The 17,459-nt window shown below is 39.3% G+C and carries 16 protein-coding genes; 4 read left to right on the top strand and 12 right to left on the bottom strand.

All coding sequences use genetic code 11. The annotated features are described in order from the left end of the window. The first annotated feature begins 65 nt into the window (after positions 1 to 65). Genes G6R02_RS06070 through G6R02_RS06060 form a run of 3 tightly spaced genes read left to right on the top strand, consistent with a single transcriptional unit; the run spans position 66 to position 2,527 of the window. Entirely contained in the window at positions 66 to 719 is a 654-nt protein-coding gene (locus tag G6R02_RS06070) for a GNAT family N-acetyltransferase (protein ID WP_164668343.1), read from the top strand. Next, positions 720 to 1,370, top strand: a complete 651-nt coding sequence (locus G6R02_RS06065) for an acetoin utilization AcuB family protein (protein WP_164668342.1) — start codon at positions 720 to 722, stop codon at positions 1,368 to 1,370. Next, complete coding sequence (locus G6R02_RS06060; RefSeq protein ID WP_164668341.1) at positions 1,367 to 2,527, top strand: acetoin utilization protein AcuC; 1,161 nt, start codon at positions 1,367 to 1,369, stop codon at positions 2,525 to 2,527. The genes G6R02_RS06065 and G6R02_RS06060 overlap by 4 nt, the downstream gene beginning before the upstream one ends. Positions 2,528 to 2,802: 275 nt before the next feature. On the opposite strand, the gene motS is transcribed toward G6R02_RS06060, so the two are convergent. From motS to G6R02_RS06040, 4 genes are all read right to left on the bottom strand, one after another. Beyond that, on the bottom strand, positions 2,803 to 3,600 hold the full coding sequence (motS, locus tag G6R02_RS06055; protein WP_164668340.1) for a flagellar motor protein MotS: 798 nt from the start codon (positions 3,598 to 3,600) through the stop codon (positions 2,803 to 2,805). Then, entirely contained in the window at positions 3,590 to 4,411 is an 822-nt protein-coding gene (gene motP, locus G6R02_RS06050; protein WP_164668339.1) for a flagellar motor protein MotP, read from the bottom strand. The genes motS and motP overlap by 11 nt, the downstream gene beginning before the upstream one ends. Before the next feature lie 65 nt (positions 4,412 to 4,476). Continuing rightward, a complete protein-coding gene (ccpA, locus tag G6R02_RS06045; protein WP_164668338.1) occupies positions 4,477 to 5,472 on the bottom strand; it encodes a catabolite control protein A in 996 nt (331 codons plus the stop codon). Between the two features lie 132 nt (positions 5,473 to 5,604). Next, positions 5,605 to 6,678, bottom strand: a complete 1,074-nt coding sequence (locus G6R02_RS06040) for a bifunctional 3-deoxy-7-phosphoheptulonate synthase/chorismate mutase (RefSeq protein ID WP_164668337.1) — start codon at positions 6,676 to 6,678, stop codon at positions 5,605 to 5,607. Positions 6,679 to 6,838: 160 nt separating this feature from the next. On the opposite strand from G6R02_RS06040, the gene pilM reads away from it, so the two are divergent. Next, positions 6,839 to 8,980, top strand: coding sequence for a cell division protein FtsA (gene pilM / locus G6R02_RS06035; RefSeq protein WP_164668336.1), 2,142 nt, complete (start codon positions 6,839 to 6,841; stop codon positions 8,978 to 8,980). Positions 8,981 to 9,231: 251 nt separating this feature from the next. Here pilM and G6R02_RS06030 read toward each other — a convergent pair whose 3' ends face one another. The 8 genes from G6R02_RS06030 to G6R02_RS05995 form a co-directional block, all read right to left on the bottom strand. Further along, complete coding sequence (locus G6R02_RS06030) at positions 9,232 to 9,645, bottom strand: YtxH domain-containing protein (RefSeq protein WP_164668335.1); 414 nt, start codon at positions 9,643 to 9,645, stop codon at positions 9,232 to 9,234. Positions 9,646 to 9,670: 25 nt separating this feature from the next. Then, positions 9,671 to 10,078: a DUF948 domain-containing protein gene (locus G6R02_RS06025; protein ID WP_164668334.1), complete on the bottom strand. Its 408-nt coding sequence runs from the start codon at positions 10,076 to 10,078 to the stop codon at positions 9,671 to 9,673. Positions 10,079 to 10,340: 262 nt separating this feature from the next. Next, positions 10,341 to 11,666 (bottom strand): UDP-N-acetylmuramate--L-alanine ligase, encoded by a 1,326-nt coding sequence (gene murC, locus G6R02_RS06020; RefSeq protein ID WP_164668333.1) that lies wholly within the window; start codon positions 11,664 to 11,666, stop codon positions 10,341 to 10,343. 124 nt (positions 11,667 to 11,790) lie between these two features. Next, a complete protein-coding gene (locus G6R02_RS06015; RefSeq protein ID WP_164668332.1) occupies positions 11,791 to 12,906 on the bottom strand; it encodes a nicotinate phosphoribosyltransferase in 1,116 nt (371 codons plus the stop codon). Positions 12,907 to 12,991: 85 nt separating this feature from the next. Further along, positions 12,992 to 15,112: a DNA translocase FtsK gene (locus G6R02_RS06010; protein ID WP_164668331.1), complete on the bottom strand. Its 2,121-nt coding sequence runs from the start codon at positions 15,110 to 15,112 to the stop codon at positions 12,992 to 12,994. Between the two features lie 127 nt (positions 15,113 to 15,239). Next, positions 15,240 to 15,842, bottom strand: coding sequence for a YtpR family tRNA-binding protein (gene ytpR, locus G6R02_RS06005; RefSeq protein ID WP_164668330.1), 603 nt, complete (start codon positions 15,840 to 15,842; stop codon positions 15,240 to 15,242). A gap of 5 nt (positions 15,843 to 15,847) precedes the next feature. Beyond that, positions 15,848 to 16,663: a DUF1444 domain-containing protein gene (locus tag G6R02_RS06000; protein WP_164668329.1), complete on the bottom strand. Its 816-nt coding sequence runs from the start codon at positions 16,661 to 16,663 to the stop codon at positions 15,848 to 15,850. An 18-nt stretch (positions 16,664 to 16,681) separates the two neighbouring features. After that, positions 16,682 to 16,999, bottom strand: a complete 318-nt coding sequence (locus tag G6R02_RS05995) for a thioredoxin family protein (RefSeq protein ID WP_164668328.1) — start codon at positions 16,997 to 16,999, stop codon at positions 16,682 to 16,684. Positions 17,000 to 17,459 lie beyond the last annotated feature (460 nt).

Below are 17,459 nucleotides of genomic sequence, written 5' to 3'. Positions count from 1 at the left end.
TGCAAACAGTTATCCTGTATAATAGACTAATATAAGAATCATTTCCTCAACAAGGCGGTGAAATAATGGATCATGTTAAAACGTATCATTCGATGACACGCGAAACTCCAAATGGTTCAATCATCATCGAGGGACCACTTTCATCCACAGAATTAAAAAAATATCATTTCCATGAACAGTTAACAGCATTTCGTCCTGCACAAAAACAGTTTGAAGCTGTATTGAGTATAGCGGACTTCCCGGAAGGAAGGCTTATTATTGCCAGGACAGACGATACAATCATCGGGTATGTAACGTATTTACACCCGGACCCGCTTGAACGGTGGTCCAAATTTAATATGGAAGACCTGATCGAATTGGGAGCTATTGAAATTATCCCAAAGTATCGAGGTGCAAAAATTGCATCCGGATTACTGGAATTATCCATGATGGATGACTTTATGGAAAACTACATTGTAATCTCCACCGAATATTATTGGCACTGGGATTTGGATGGAACGAGATTAAGTGTATGGAATTACCGGAAAGTAATGGAGAAAATGATGGCTTCTGGTGGCCTTCTGCCTGCTCCTACCGACGACCCGGAAATTATATCTCATCCCGCTAACTGTCTTATGGTTAGAATAGGGGAAAACGTACCTGAAGAATCAATAAAACAATTTGATAAACTGCGATTTTTACAGCGCCACAATTATCGGAATATGAGGGAGGGAATATAATTGCTTGTCGAAGAAATCATGAAATCTAATATTGTTACACTTCCACCAACAGCAACGATTGCTGAAGCATTGCAACTGCTGCAGGAACATCACATTAGACATATTCCTATCACAGATCAGGAGAAACAAGTAATCGGAATTGTCTCTGATCGGGATGTCAGTGATGCATCACCATCTGTTTTTGATAAAAATCGAGATCAAAATGAGTTAAAAAATGAAATACAATCAATTATGAGCCACCCCGTCTTAACAGTTCACCCTCTTGACTTTGTAGAGGAGGTTGCCCGGGTTTTTTATGAGGAAGAATTTGCATGTCTTCCAGTTGTAAGCGATAACAAAATAGTTGGTATCATTACCGAGAAAGATATGCTGCATACATTCATACAACTAACCGGAACTAATGTCCAAAGTTCGCAAATAGAAATAAAAGTGCCGCACAAGCCGGGGATCTTGCCAGAAGTAGCTTCTATTTTCGGGGAACGTAAAACAAATATTACCTCCGTATTGGTATATCCATACAATGATGATCCGAATTTTAAAATACTCGTTTTCCGGATACAGACCATGAATCCAATGCCTGTCATTCAGGATTTGCGTAATGCAGGCTATGAGTTAATGTGGCCTAATAACATTGCGGAGCCAAAACTATGACATGTAACGCGTCGTTTATTTTTTCCAATGCATTTTTAGACTATCACTTTCATTCGGATCATCCATTTAATCAAAAAAGAGTATTATTAGCGAAAGATTTGCTGGAGAAATCAAACATACTTACCAAAGATAATATTGTGGAGCCCCGCACCGCGACAATTGAAGAACTTGCGCTTTTTCATGATTTGGCATATATACAGGCTGTTAAGAAAGCCGGTAATGGCCACTTACATTCTGAGGAAAGTATGGAATACGGACTGGGAACAGAGGATACACCGGTTTTTGATGGAATGCATGAAGCAGCAAGCAACCTTGTTGGCGGTACCCTGACTTCAGTCGACACAGTACTGCAAGGCCATTCAGATCATGCACTGAATCTTGGTGGCGGACTCCACCATGGGTTCAAACGGAAAGCAAGCGGTTTTTGCATTTATAATGATGGTGCGGTTGCTATCAAGTATATCAGGGAAAAATATGATCTAAGAGTAATGTACGTGGACACGGATGCACATCATGGAGATGGGGTTCAATGGGCATTTTACGATGACCCTAATGTATGCACCCTTTCCATCCACGAAACCGGGAGATACTTATTTCCAGGCACCGGAAATGTTAATGAACGTGGAATTAAGGAAGGCCATGGATACTCCTTTAACCTCCCTATCGACGCATTTACTGAAGATGAGTCGTTCATCAATCTCTATGAATCTGCTTTCAGAGAGATTGCTGATTACTTTAAACCTGACGTAATTGTGACGCAAAATGGTACGGATGCACATGCTTATGACCCACTGACACATCTATGTGCAACGATGGACATTTACGAAAAAATTCCATTGTTGGCACATGAAATGGCCCATAAATATTGTAATGGACGCTGGATTGCACTTGGCGGTGGTGGATATGATATGTGGAGAGTGGTACCGCGTGCATGGTCACAAATTTGGAGTGTCATGAAAACCGGAGACACTCAGAAAGGAAATCTGCCGTTATCCTGGCAATCAAAATGGCAGGGTGAATCACCGGTTACCTTACCTGCCAAATGGCATGATGAGAAAGATATTGTTCCGACCATACCAAGAAAAGCCGAAATAAATGAAAAGAACACTAACATTTTGCTGAACGCGCTAAAGTATGCAAAAAAACAAACAAAATAACAGTTAAAAGAGGCTGGGACAAAACAAAAAAGTGTTGCCAAAAGACGAACAATGCATGGAAATAGCGGAGGGAATATACGTAGACTCCTGGGGGAGGAAAGGCTCACCAGCCGCCCCGGCTAAGAAGACACTGCGAAAACGTACTTTTTGAGCAGATGTCGCCTTGGTACCCGGAGGTGTGAAAGCGAAGTATATTCCCGGAGCGGTTTTATGCACCATTTCCAATATGTTCGGATTTTGTTATTGATAAAACACTTTTGTCCCAACTTTTACTTTTATTCATTATTATTGTTTGTTTCAGGCCTTTCAAGAATTACCATTTCGACACGTCTATTTTTGCGCCAATTGGCCTCAGAAGTGTTGGGTACTATTGGCCTTGTATCTCCATATCCAACCGAAGTAAATCGTGTTTCGTCAAAATCGTTTTCAGCGATTAAGTACCTGATAACACTGCTTGCGCGAGCTCCTGAAAGTTCCCAGTTTGAGGGATAACGAAAACTTGAAATAGGCCGATTATCCGTGTGACCTTCAACTTTTACCGGATTGGGAATTTTTGTGAGCAGCTTTCCGATTTTATCCAGAAATGGTTTTCCGGAATCAAGGATTTCTGCTTCACCGGTATCAAATAAAATACTCTCCTGCAAAACAAGTACGACTCCCCGTTCCGTTCTGCTTGCTGATACCACATTATTTAAATTATTGCTGTTTAAATATTGATTTACATCGTTCATCAATTTATTCAGGGAATCTTCTTTTTCCTCAGCAGTTTTGTCATCACGGTCATTTATATTTTCCAGTTGTGTCGGATTTTCAAATTCATTTGAGTTTTTACCGCTTTCCTGATCACTCGTATTTTCTGTTGGATTATCCATAGGTACAGGTGATGGATAAAAGTCAAATATCATCCTGTTTCTGAACGACTCAGAAATAGCCTCGAATTTCACCAAATCAATTTGCGACATGGAAAATAAAAGAATAAAAAATACCAGAATCAGTGTTACCATGTCCGAATATGTAACCATCCACTTTGGTGCACCTGACTTGCTGTTTTTTCTCGCATTTCTACGCTTCATTTACGCTCTCTCCCGCGAAAGCAGATTCTTCTTCATCTTCTTTACTTTTCGTTTCGTTGGAAAGAAATGCGCTTAGTTTTTCTTCAAGAATCCGTGGGTTTTGTCCTGACTGAACCCCGATGACACCTTCGATAATAATCTGCTTAATAAACATTTCCTCTTCCGTTTTCGATTCCAGTTTGTTGGCCATAGGGATAAATACCAGATTAGCAAGAACCGTACCATAAAGGGTTGTTAAAAGTGCAACAGCCATATTTGGGCCTAATGTTGAAGGGTCTGTTAAACTATTAAGCATTAGAACAAGTCCAACAAGTGTACCTATCATTCCCCAGGCTGGTGCGTATTCACCGGCTTTTTCAATGATTGCACGGCCTTTATAGTGACGCTCTTCCATAGCAGTAATTTCTGCATTCATAATATCATTGATGACTTCCGGTTCAATACCATCGACCGCCAGCATGACGCCCTTTTTTATAAATACATCATCAACTTCATCAAGCTCATTCTCCAGCGCTAAAAGACCTTCTCTTCTCGCCCGTTCAGACAAACGAATGAATAATTCAATTAGCTCAGGAAGCCGCTGATCATTTTGGTGAAAAGCCTCTTTCATTACTTTACTGGTGAGCTTAATCTGTGCCATTTTAAAGTTAATGAATAATGAGGCAAACAAACCTCCAATTACGATAAATATCGAGGCGATATCAAGAAAAGAAGTTACTCCTTCTGTGCCTCCCTTGGAAAGAATGGCCATCATTATCATAATAAATCCCAATGTAATGCCGATTGGAGTTAAAATATCTCTTTTTCTCATAATCTCGCTCCCTAAAAGCATGTTGAATAAACCGTTTTGGCTTATTACTTATATCGGCAAAATTTTTATTTTGTTGAGCTTCTTTCAACAATTCGATGTGGCAAGACGACTTTTTTCTCATCGACTTCTTCTTTATTCATATATTTTGTCAACAGACGCATAGCAACGGCTCCGATATCATACATCGGCTGAACGATTGTCGATAGCGTAGGTCGTACCATTGTGGCAAGTCTTGTGTTATCAAAACCAAATACTTCAAGGTCACCTGGAACCTGATATCCTTTATCCTGTGCACCATGGATCACACCTAATGCCATCTCGTCGGAAGCTACAAATACTGCTGTGGGCCGGTTATTTAACGCTAACAACTGTTCAACAGCTTCGTGTCCGGAATCATAGGAATAATCACCTTTTAAAATATATTCATCATTGATATTCACTGACTTTCCATTGAGTGCACGTAAATAGCCATTGTATTTCTGCTGATTAATCAGTGTATCATCCTGTCCTGAAATAAATGCTATATTCTCGTTTCCTTTTTCAAGCAGGAATGATGTTGCTTCAAATGCTGCTTCTTCATAATCAATATTTACCGATGGGATTGTATTTGTTTCGTCATATGTTGCGGCTAATACAACGGGGATCGACGAACTTTTGAATTGATCCACGTGCTCATCAGAAACATTTCCACCCATAAACAGAATACCATCCACTTGTTTTTCCAGCATCGTATTAATCAGTTGAAGTTCCTTGTCCTTATTTTGATCAGAGTTGCTCAGGATAATATTGTACTTGTACATCGTGGCAATATCCTCGATACCTCTCGCAAGCTCAGCAAAAAAGATACTGGAGATATCAGGAATGATTGCACCTACCGTTGTTGTTTTTTTGCTTGCCAGCCCACGTGCAACCGCATTTGGACGATAACCTAATTGTTCAATCGTATTCAATACTTTTTTACGAGTAACCGGTTTTACATTCGGATTTCCATTAACAACACGTGAAACTGTTGCCATGGACACATTTGCTTCGCGTGCAACATCATATATTGTTACATTCATGCTTTTTCTACCTCCTAGTTTTGTTCCAATACGTTTGCTTTTGCATATATAATACTCTACCATGAAAAAAATTACAAAAGAAAGCTTTAGAATACACAAAAGGCTGATCAGCATGTGACCAGCCTTAAGAAACTATTTACGGTTTGAAAATGCTTCAAGTTCATTCATGAACGTATCAAACATTGGCAGATCCATCTGCTGAGCCGCATCTGACAATGCTACTGCCGGATCCGGATGAACTTCTGCCATGATTCCATCAGCACCGATTGCCAACCCTGCTTTGGCTGCTGGCAGTAATAAATCACGTCGACCTGTTGAGTGTGTTACATCGACCATTACAGGTAAATGCGTTTCCTGTTTTAAAATTGGTACTGCTGATATATCCAGCGTATTTCTGGTTGCTTTTTCGTAGGTCCTGATACCACGTTCACACAGGATAATATTACCATTGCCTCTTGAAATAATATATTCTGCTGCATTAATAAACTCAGAAATGGTTGCTGACAGCCCGCGTTTCAATAGAACCGGTTTATCAACTTCACCTGCTGCTTTCAATAATTCAAAGTTTTGCATGTTACGGGCACCAATCTGAATAACATCAACATAATCAACGGCTTTTTCAACGTGTGCCGGATTTACGATTTCACTGACAACTGCCAGATCATACTCATCCGCAACCCGCTTCAAAATTTCCAGTCCTTCCAAACCAAGCCCCTGAAAATCATATGGTGAGGTTCTAGGTTTAAACGCGCCTCCACGTAACAGCTTGATCCCCTTACTTTTAACCGCCTTTGCTACCTGGGCAACTTGATCATAGCTCTCGACTGAACATGGTCCCATTACAAATTGCGTATTTCCATCACCGATTTTTTCCCCTTTAATATCGATAACGGTATCTTCAGGTTTCTTTTTCCGGGAAACAAGTAATGCTTTTCGATGATCATCCACCTGTAATTCCAATGCAGCTTTAAAAATTTCCTTAAAAATGTGTTCAATCGTGGAATTTTCAAATGGTCCATCATTTTTCGCTGTTAGTTCATCAAGCATTTTCCGCTCACGAACCGGATCAAAACGCTTGATGCTCTGTTTGTTTTTGACTTTACCAATCTGCTGAGCAATTTCACCACGTTTACTGATTAATTCCAGCATATCCATATTTACTTCATCTAATTGTTGGCGTAGTATTTCCAATTCATTTTGACTCATTTGTATACCCCTCCTGAACACAGTTTATTCTCTTTTGAAAATATGGTACATTTTAATAATTAGGACTAATTATATCGAAAAGTCCTACTTTTGTCATTACCTAGTTACTATTTTATTAATATTTTTCTTCAGCATATTACCAGGAAAGGAATAATGCAGTATGGATGAACGTATTTTTGCGCTTGATATCGGTACGCGATCGGTAACCGGTATTCTATTGGAAAAAGAGAATAATAATTTTACCGTCATAGATTACTATTTAAAAGAACATAAGGAAAGGTCCATGCGTGATGGCCAAATACATAATGTTATAGCCGTAGCTGAGGTCATTAAGGATGTTAAGGAAGAATTGGAAAAACGGCACGGGAAGTTGGATAAAGTTTCTGTTGCCGCTGCAGGCCGTGCCCTTAAGACAGTACAGGCTGAAGCAATAATCCAGCTTGGTCAGCATCCTATTACCGACAACGAAACGATTAAACATTTGGAACTAAGTGCGGTTCAGGCTGCTCAGGCAAAACTGGCATCAATGGAAAGTGATAACACATATGCCAATTATTATTGTGTTGGCTATTCTGTACTGCAATATACACTTGATGGCGAACAGATCGGTTCATTAATTGAACAGAGTGGTAATGAAACTGCCGTTGAAATTATTGCAACCTTTTTACCGAAAGTGGTCGTGGAGTCTTTATTGGCCGCGTTAGGACATACGAACCTGGAAATGGAAGCTCTGACACTGGAACCAATTGCAGCTATTGATGTATTGATTCCCGAGTCAATGCGGCGTTTAAATGTTGCTTTAGTTGATATTGGTGCTGGTACAAGTGATATCGCCATTACCGATAAAGGCACAGTTGTTGCTTATGGGATGGTACCTGCAGCCGGAGACGAAATTACAGAAGCAATCAGTGACCAATATCTGCTGGATTTTCCTATTGCTGAACAAACAAAAAGAAATATTGTCACTAATGGCAGTGATGTTTTTAAGGATATTTTAGGATTTGAATCAACTATTCACTATGAAACATTGGTAGAGGATATAAAAGAAAACATTGATAAACTGGCTGGTTCGATAGCTGCAGAGATTCTTGAATTGAATTCCAGGCCGCCAAAGGCAGTAATGCTAATTGGCGGCGGAAGCCTGACACCTGAAATCAGCCGTGCACTGGCAGCCAAATTGCAGCTTCCGGAGAATCGTGTTGCCTTACGAGGAATTGATGCAATACAGAACCTTACAAAAACAGAACAACTGCCTGCGGGTCCTGACTTTGTAACCCCTATCGGTATTGCCATCGCATCAAAGCAAAATCCGGTTCACTATGTTAGTGTAAAGGTAAACGACAGAATGGTTCGAATGTTTGAAATGAAAGTATTAACAATTGGGGACTGTCTTGTTCAAGCAGGAATTGATTTGAAAAAACTTTATGGAAAGCCTGGAGCAGCTTCAATTGTTACTGTAAATGGAAATGAAATAACCTTGCCCGGGGAATATGGACACCCTCCAGGTATACGTCTGAACAATGAAGATACAACCGTTGATACGCTCATTCATGATGGTGATGAAATTACAATTGAAAAAGGTAATAATGGAAAAGAGCCTCGTGTAACGGTTGAAGAGCTGTTCGGTGAAGGGGCATCAACCTCTATTTATTTTAATGACAAAATTACTGAACTCAGCACTGTATTTTATGTGAATGGTCATATAAAACCAAAAACTTATCTTATCCAGGATAATGATGATATTGTCATGAAACAGGTAAATACGATAGAGGATTTTTTAGCGTCCGAAAGCACGGAAAGAATGAAATCCACTAAACCATTTATTATATACGTCAACAATCATGAAGTCCCCATTAACAAAGGAGAAGCATATATCTATTTAAACGGCCACAAAGCCCATCCTGAACACCATTTAAAACAAAATGACCGTTTAACCATTACAGCTGCGCAGAATCCTACTGTGCACGATGTATTGGAACAATTGGACAAACAATACTGGAATGCGATTCGCGTTACGTATAATGAAAAACCTGTGCTATTAAAGCAACAACTGTTAACTGTCACACGTAATCAGGCAGAGTTAACTGAAGATACTCCATTACAGTTCAATGATTATCTGGAAATACGCGATAAGAAAGTGGAGCCTTTTATTTTTCAGGATATTTTCAGGTATGTTGATGTTGATATGACATATGCTACCGGCGATTTTCAGCTATATAAAAATAATCAAAAAACAACTTTCTATGAAACTATTGAACATGGTGACAAATTGCGGTTGGAGTGGGGTGAAAAGCAAATGTAAAAGAGGCTGGGACAAAAGTGTTTTATCAATAACAAAACCCGAACATATTGGAAATAATGCACAAAACCGCTCCGGGAATATACTTCGCTTTCCGGGGGCGGCTGGTGAGCCTCCTTGTGCTAGCGCACTTCAGAGACTCACCGATGCCTTTCCTCCCCCAGGAGTCTACGTATATTCCCTCCGCTGCTTCCATGTGTTGTTCGTCTTTTGGTAACACTTTTTTGTTGTGTTCCAGCCACTTTTTAGATTACTTATTTACTTTCAACTTCTACCGCTGCTTCTTCAACAGCTTCTGCAACTTCCTCTGCTGCCTCTTCCGCTTCTTGTTCTTTATTTTTTCGGCCATTCCATTTGTCTTGTACATTTTTCGTAAATTCCTGTGTCTTTTGTGACAGTTTTGATGTGGAATCAGCAGCTTTCGTTTTCAGCTCAGAACCTTTATCATAAGCTTTACCCTTCCATTCTGATCCTTTTTCATATGCGACGTCTTTCCAGTCACTGGCACGGTATTTCAGTTGAGATGCGCCATCATTAAGATTACCCCTCAGTTCCTTCCCTGATCTGGGTGCGAGTAATAAAGCAGACGCGGCACCAACCATTGCGCCAATTAATGTTCCGATCATAAAATCCTTTGTGTTAATGTTGTTATTGTTGTTATCTGACATTTTAATTCCTCCTCTTTAAATTTAACTATTTATTTTTTTTATTCTTTACAAATTCTACTATTTTGTTTCCCCAATTTAGTACTTCAGATACCTTTTCCTGGTTTTGTGAGGCAGCATTCGAAATACTGTTGGATAATTTCCGTAGTGAACTGTTAAAATCATTAACAGTTTCCCCAACACCTTTAACCCCTTCAAATAAACCATTCAGTTTATCCGATTTCTGGTTAACGTCATCAGCAAGTTTGTTCGTTTTGTTGAGCAGATCAGTTGTCTCCGAGGTTATGCCCTGCATTTGTTTTTCAAGATTCTCAATTGTGCCTGACACATTATTTAATGTGCGACGTGAAGCTTTTAAGGTCATAACCAGATAAATTACAAGTACTGCAAAAGCAACTGCGGCGATAATAGCAGCAATGTACAATAAATTCTCCATTGTTTGGTCAGCTCCTTCGTTTGAATAACGGGTAATTGCAATGATTCGGAAAGGAATATATTAGTCAAAAGGCATGTCCGGCAAAAGAAGTGTATTCTAAAAATAATACCCTGATTCATTCCATCTAAACATAGTATGTACCACGCCTTATGATATCACCCTTATTATTAACTATAACGGTTTCTCCTAATAATTTCGACAAAAACGTTTCAAAATCCTGCTTATAAGAAAAGAGCCGGAAAGTTCCTGGCCCCTTTATCAATTAAGCATTTTTCAATTTCTTATTTCTGATGCTGGCTATATGTTCCTCATAAGCTTCCTGAAACTTTTGGATATCTCCCGCTCCCATGAAAATGAGCACACTATCCGAATCTTCGAGCAGCACCTCAGTTTCCGATAGCTCTAAAATGGAACTGCTGTCAACAAGCTTCTGTAAATCGTGTATTGTCAGATTGCCACTGTCTTCCCTGGCTGAACCGAAGATATCACATAAATAAACGTTGTCAGCCAGATTTAGACTATCAGCAAATTCCTGTAAGAATGCTTTAGTTCTTGTAAATGTGTGTGGCTGAAAAATGGCCACAACCGATTTATCCGGATATTTTTTTCGTGCCGAATCAATCGTTGCTGTGATCTCTTTAGGATGGTGTGCATAATCATCAATCAGAATTTGGTCACCGATTTTTTTCTCAGTGAATCTGCGCTTAACACCCTGAAAAGAGCATAGGGTTTTAATCTCTTCAACTTTTAAACCCTCATAGTGACAAATAGCAATAACGGATAGAGCATTTAAAATGTTATGGTCACCATACATTGGTATTTCAAACGTATCATAAAACGTATTACGTACAAAAACATCAAATACAGTAGCGTTTGCTGTTTCTTTTACATTTTGTGCCTGAAAGTCATTTGTATCTGCAAATCCATAATATACAACAGGTACCTTCGCCTGTATTTGCTGCAGCTGCTCATCATCACCACAGGCAATTATTCCTTTTTTTACCTGATCGGCCATTGATTGAAATGCATCAAATACATCATCAATACTTGTAAAATAATCCGGGTGATCAAAGTCTATATTGGTCATGATTGCATAATCTGGTTCATACCTTAAGAAATGACGGCGATATTCACATGCTTCAAAGACAAAATACTTACTGTCCACATGACCTTTTCCGGTACCGTCACCGATCAGATACGAAATGGGATAAGACTCATTCAATACATGCGCAAGCAGTCCGGTAGTGGACGTTTTACCGTGCGCACCAGTTACAGCGATACTTGTATATTGCTTTAGCCATTCACCTAAAAATTCATGATATCTGTAAAAAGTCAGTCCTTGCTTTTTAGCTTCTTTAATTTCTGTATGGTCATCCGAAAAAGCATTACCCGCAATTATGATGTAATCGTCTTTGATGTTACTTTCTGAAAAAGGGAATATTGGAATGTTTTTCTCTTCTAATGCTTCTTGTGTGAAAAAGCGCTTTTCAACATCAGACCCTTGCACTTTTTCCCCGGAATCATGAAGAATTTGTGCAAGTGCGCTCATCCCGGTCCCCTTTATACCAATAAAATGGTAAGTTGTCATAAAAAAGAACCTCCAAATTTATGTCTGAAAACAGTTAATGTTAATTATCCGCTAAGATTTTAACAACTATTTAACTATTATAGCAAATGTTAACCAGGAGTGAAATAACTTATTTTTTGTTACATCAATCCTGCGCCAGATATTCTACTTTCTCAAGGCGAGGATTCGGGTGATAACGTCGCCCCTCCTTCGCCTCCCTGGTGCCGTTTAATAATACATTATCACCAGTAAAGCCGATGTTAATTTTTAATAAACTTCCACCAACACCATACATATCCACCGGCACACCAAGGCTTTCAAAATGTGTTATCCTTTTCTCGGTAAAACCACCACTTGCCATGATTTGCACATGTGAAAATCCCTGTTCATCAAGCGCTTTACGAAGAGCAAAAAGTAACTCGGGATTTACGCCTCTCGGGTCAAATGTGCCCATTAAATGATGGTTCCGCAAAAAGTATTTATCCACCAATGTTCTTGATGTATCGAGGCGAACTGCTTTCAGATCTTCTCCAAATTCCTTTGCAACTTTCAGCGAATCAGTTATGACATCATTGTTATAATCCACCAGTGCTACAAGGTCGTCTTCCGGAAACATCTCAATGTATGCACGAGATGCTGCAACAACATCACCACGAAACATCTGAATCATAGCATGCGGCATCGTACCCATACCTTCTCTACCCCACCATTCATTCATCGCATGTGTTGCTTGTGCCGTAGAACCGCCAATAAATGCTGCGTAACCATCGCCGGCTTGCTGGGTAAAGTGGTCATCGCGATCGCCCATAAAAATAATCGGCTTTTGTTTTCCGGAGGTCCGGCCTGCTTTTACGACATTATATACATTTGTGGCTACTGATGTTCTTCTTGCCAGAATACCATCGATAATCCCTTCCAGAAAGCCAAATTGCTGATATTTACCCGTTATGGTAAGAACCGTTTCGTATGGACTTATTTTGTCTCCGTCCTTTAACGAATGGATTTCCAGTTTTTCCGGTTCATCCGCAAATGTATGGACTAAGGCGATGGCCTCATCCGTTCCACACAAAACTGCATTACTACCTTTTTGAAAAAATTGCATGGTAACATTATTATGAGGAAGTTTCTTTTCAGCCATTTCCTTTGTCTTCAGGAAATAAACCGCTGAAAACCATCCCTCTTTAATTCGTTCATCAAATTTAAACGTCTTATTTGTTAATCGTTTAATCTCACCGTTTAGCTTCAGTCCAATTTCCTTCATAACAGTTTCTCCTTGTATATATAATATAATTTTATTGATTGTTTATACTTAATCATAATATATCAAGAAATAATATTAAAAAATATTAAACTTCCAACTGTGAACGGCTTGCCAATATGTCTCTTGGTTTGCTGCCATTCTGTCCACTGATTATTCCTTTATTTTCCATGGCATCCATCAATCGCGCTGCCCGGTTGTAGCCAATTTTAAAATGACGCTGCAAAAGTGATGTACTGGCACTGTTTTGGTTAACAACAAATTCAATTGCCTCCTTCAACAGGTCATCTTCCTGTTCATCCGTTTCAATCTGTTCCAATAAATGTTCCTGCTCAAACGCGTAATTTGGTTGTGCTATCTGGCGGGCATAATCAGTTACACGTTCAATTTCTTCATCTGAGACAAAAGCACCCTGCAGGCGAACACTTTTACCCGATCCGTTTCCGATAAACAGCATATCACCTTTACCCAATAGTTTCTCCGCTCCGCTTGTATCCATGATTGTTCTGGAATCCACTTGAGAAGAAACACTAAACGCTATTCTTGTCGGGATATTTGCTTTAATTAACCCTGTTATGACATCAACTGATGGTCTTTGAGTTGCAAGCAGTAAATGAATCCCGCACGCTCTTGCTTTTTGAGCTATACGACTGATAGCATCCTCAACGTCCTGCGGTGAAACCATCATTAAGTCAGCCAATTCATCAATAACGATAATAATAAACGGCATTTTGTCATCGGGACGATTTTGTTTGCTCATTTTTTGATTATAGCGTTCGATATCACGGACGCCTTCGTGAACAAATTTGTCGTAGCGTTCCTCCATTTCGTTCACTGCCCATTTTAGCGCCATAGTTGCAGCTTTAACATCTGTAATCACCGGCGAAATGAGGTGAGGAATGCCATTGTATGGAGCAAGTTCAACCATTTTCGGGTCAATCAGCAGAAATTTGACATCTTCATGATTCGCTTTATAAAGCATACTGATTAAAATCGTATTGATACATACACTCTTACCGGATCCTGTTGCACCTGCAATCAGTCCATGCGGCATTTTTTGAATGTTGGTAATCATTGGGCTCCCCTCAATGTTTAACCCCAATCCGATTGTTAATGGGGATGCACTTTTTTGGAAGTCATTCGTCTCAAAGATTTCCTGCAGACCAACCATTTGTGCCTCCGGATTAGGGATTTCAATACCAATTGTATTTTTACCTGGAATCGGTGCTTCAATCCGAATATCCTTTGCTGCCATATTTAATTTCAAGTCATCACTAAGATTTTTAACCTTACTTACCTTCACACCCAAGGCGGGTTGAACCTCGAAACGTGTCACAGTTGGTCCCTGCGCAGTATTTACCACCGTTGCACTAACGTTAAAGTGTTTTAGCGTTTTTTCCAGCAATTCCTTCTGGTTTTTCATCCAGAGCTTGTCCTGTATACTTTTTTGAACAGGGTCATTTAATAAATGATACGGAATCGTTTTATTGCTTACTTCTTTTTTTTCAGGAAAAGGTTTCCTGGAATTTCCTTGTTTAATCGCTTGTCTACGCTTATCATTTGCCGACATCATGACATTGAACGGTGGCGGCTTTGGACCATCCTGGTGTTTTTGTTTATGATTGGAGCGTTTTCGGTTTACTCTTTTGTTTGACCTGGACTCAGCCCTGTTTAACTTTTTCACATCACGCTCGACTGGTTTTGGCGGTTCGTTATCTGTTTGTTCGTTCTTATCAGTATATGTAGCTTCTTCAGGCAGCGGTTCATCCTCTTTTACAAAATCATCATACCTAATCGTTTCCTTCCGTTTATAAGCAGGGATATTCTCCACTTCTTTTTCCTTTTTTCGTTGCTGAAATCCATAAATCGGCGATGGAACCTCTGTCGGGACAAACGGTTTTCCTGATTCAGGCTTGGTTACTTTTCTATTTTGAAGGTGATTATGGGGTGACTTTTCCACCTGTTTACTGTTAGATTCATTTCTTTTTCGTTTACGTTCAAAAGCCGGAACCTCCCATGTATCATCTTGCTTTTTTGGCAGGTCAGGAATTACGGGAAATCGAAATGATTTATTGTCAGGATATTGATACATCATTTTCGTCCTGACATCCTGTGTTTTGTGATCGATTTTTCTTGCTGGCTTATCATCCTTCTCATCTATTTCTGTAAAGAAAAAGTTGTTTAATTTCTTTTTCCATCGATCCAACATAAAATTTCACTCATTTCTGTATTAGTAATCTCTAATACTTACAGACTAAGATTATAATCTATAACTTATTATATTTTCTTCCCTTCTAAAAAAGCAACCCCAGTCCTTTGACATAGGTTGCTCCGTTTTAGAAATGAAACGCTTCACCTGCAGTATAGGTATCATCCAGAACATAGATCCCCTTTTCTTTTGGGGCGTTAGGCAAACCTAATTCTTTCTGTGAACATATCATACCATTCGAAGGTACGCCGCGTAATTCTGTCGGTTTTATTTTCATCCCGCTCGGCATTGTTGCCCCCACTTTTGCAACAACTACTTTCTGGTCTGCATCGACATTAGGTGCCCCGCAAACGATTTGCAAAATATCATCCCCAACGTCAACTTTACAAACACTTAAATTATCAGCATTCTCATGTTGTTCTTTTTCTTTAACAAACCCGACAACAAATTTAGGGCTCAAGTCAAAATCGAGCGAATCCTCCATCTTATTTTTATGAAATAAATCCTTCATTTGATCCAGAAGCGCTTCTGTCATTATTATTTTTCCTGTTTCCTGCAAATCAAAGTGATCTGATGCCTGGAAAATATTATAACCAATGACACTTCCCTGTTTATCAGTGATTTTTGTTACATTTCCAATAGTTTCGTGTGTAATTTCATAACGATCCCCATCTTCCAATGGAACGATTAGTACATCGCCAATACCGTTTGGATTATAAAATACGTCCATGTGAATCATTCCTTCCTGTTCTTTTCCGGGCGGTTTTTTGCAAGAATAAATACTGGTTCCAGCTTCCCATCTTCATATATGAATGGCAATGAAGTAATTGGAATACGACCTTCCGCAAAGAATTTCATTGTCATTTGTGCCAAAATATCATAACCTGCTTTATTTTGTATGTCGCCGAATATCAATACATCCTGGTGTGGGACAGCGACAGCCAGTTCACCTTTACTGTTTGCAAGCATTTCTTCAAGGAAAGCACCATTCAGAATTCTGCTCGCATCATAGCCATCCTGTTTTGCAACAAAATAAAAGTCGTTATCTGCAACCGTATCTTTCTTATAATCGTTGGCAAGTGAACGAATATTAAATGTTGCGATTTCATCAATTCTGTCGTAGGTCCAACCTTCTTTTTCAAGCATTGGTTCATCAATTAACCGATAAGACTTACCTAGATCCAATGCATAAAAAACACGCGTTTCAGCGGTATGTTCTTTACTGACAAGCTTTGTTCCGGCTTTGGTCTCTGTTGGAAATGAAGTGGCACGGATTACCGGATAAATATTTTTTTCCATTCCTGTCAGGTTATGGTTTTCATTCATGATCCGCAATGCTTCATTCACATGTTCCTCCAGATCATCAATAGCTGCATCACCACGTTCGTTATACTTTGCCACAACGTTCGGAAGTGTGATGGTCATCCCTTGTCCGGAATCTTTCCATTCAATGCGATACGTATCCTTATCCCGATTGTAGGAAGTTTTGAAATCGGGATTTGAAAGTCGTTCCTCCAGTATCTTTTTCATTTTTATACTAGTCATTTTCATTTGGAAAATCCTTTCCTTTTAACCGTCTAATCCTTCAATAAATTCGATGATTTCCTCTTTTGTTTTTCGATCCTTGCTGACAAACCTTCCAGCTTCTTTGCCATCTTTATACGCAATAAAGCTTGGAATACCAAATATATCTTTTTCCCGGCAAAGATCGATAAACTCATCCCTGTCCACCAAAACTAATGAATAGTCAGGATAGGCTTCCTCAATTTCTGGAAGGACCGGTTCAATCACCCTGCAATCCGGGCACCAGTCGGCTGAAAATAGTACAATGACATTTTCGTTATTTATCAGGTTATTTAATTGATTAACTGATTGTATTGTTTCCATTTTAATCATCCTCCATGACTATCATATCTTTGTTTAGGCTATGATTCAATAATGGTGTTTTTTCGATTGATTTTAAAGCTGTATAGTGACCTTCCTACTTATATAATCGTATGAAAATCTGAAAAAGTGGCATATTATTTAAAAAAATTGCTGCCACCTTTTGCTGCTCTGTTTCGATTATAGGAGTAGAAGAGGGGATTCAGTGGGTTGCAGGTTTAGGTTTGGGGTAGGTAATGCACAATTTCCGTAGACTGCGAACTAAGTCTGATTAAATATCTGGTGAGACTCTCTTGCCCCGCAGCTGGAATATACTCGCTTTCCGCAGCGGTGTTGCAGCACTCAACTCTTTTCAAAGTATTTCGCAGTTTAAATTAAAAGTAACAGTCTATATAACAAGAGCCAAAATTATGCCAAAAGAAAAAGCCCGCCAATGAATGGATTCATTTGGCTGGCTTACATA

This window comes from Virgibacillus doumboii (assembly GCF_902806455.1).
In the GTDB taxonomy this organism is placed as follows: Bacteria; Bacillota; Bacilli; order Bacillales; family Amphibacillaceae; genus Lentibacillus; species Lentibacillus doumboii.
Note: the sequence above shows the minus strand (reverse complement) of the source record. Positions and strands in the feature narration are given on the sequence as shown.

Coding starts and splice junctions, on each gene's coding strand:
- G6R02_RS06070 (WP_164668343.1), top strand. CDS start 66: ATGGATCATGTTAAAACGTATCATTCGATGACACGCGAAACTCCAAAT.
- G6R02_RS06040 (WP_164668337.1), bottom strand. CDS start 6,678: ATGAGTCAAAATGAATTGGAAATACTACGCCAACAATTAGATGAAGTA.
- murC (WP_164668333.1), bottom strand. CDS start 11,666: ATGACAACTTACCATTTTATTGGTATAAAGGGGACCGGGATGAGCGCA.
- motS (WP_164668340.1), bottom strand. CDS start 3,600: ATGAAGCGTAGAAATGCGAGAAAAAACAGCAAGTCAGGTGCACCAAAG.
- G6R02_RS05995 (WP_164668328.1), bottom strand. CDS start 16,999: ATGGAAACAATACAATCAGTTAATCAATTAAATAACCTGATAAATAAC.
- G6R02_RS06015 (WP_164668332.1), bottom strand. CDS start 12,906: ATGAAGGAAATTGGACTGAAGCTAAACGGTGAGATTAAACGATTAACA.
- motP (WP_164668339.1), bottom strand. CDS start 4,411: ATGAGAAAAAGAGATATTTTAACTCCAATCGGCATTACATTGGGATTT.
- ytpR (WP_164668330.1), bottom strand. CDS start 15,842: ATGGACGTATTTTATAATCCAAACGGTATTGGCGATGTACTAATCGTT.
- pilM (WP_164668336.1), top strand. CDS start 6,839: ATGGATGAACGTATTTTTGCGCTTGATATCGGTACGCGATCGGTAACC.
- G6R02_RS06060 (WP_164668341.1), top strand. CDS start 1,367: ATGACATGTAACGCGTCGTTTATTTTTTCCAATGCATTTTTAGACTAT.
- ccpA (WP_164668338.1), bottom strand. CDS start 5,472: ATGAATGTAACAATATATGATGTTGCACGCGAAGCAAATGTGTCCATG.
- G6R02_RS06000 (WP_164668329.1), bottom strand. CDS start 16,663: ATGAAAATGACTAGTATAAAAATGAAAAAGATACTGGAGGAACGACTT.
- G6R02_RS06025 (WP_164668334.1), bottom strand. CDS start 10,078: ATGGAGAATTTATTGTACATTGCTGCTATTATCGCCGCAGTTGCTTTT.
- G6R02_RS06010 (WP_164668331.1), bottom strand. CDS start 15,112: ATGTTGGATCGATGGAAAAAGAAATTAAACAACTTTTTCTTTACAGAA.
- G6R02_RS06030 (WP_164668335.1), bottom strand. CDS start 9,645: ATGTCAGATAACAACAATAACAACATTAACACAAAGGATTTTATGATC.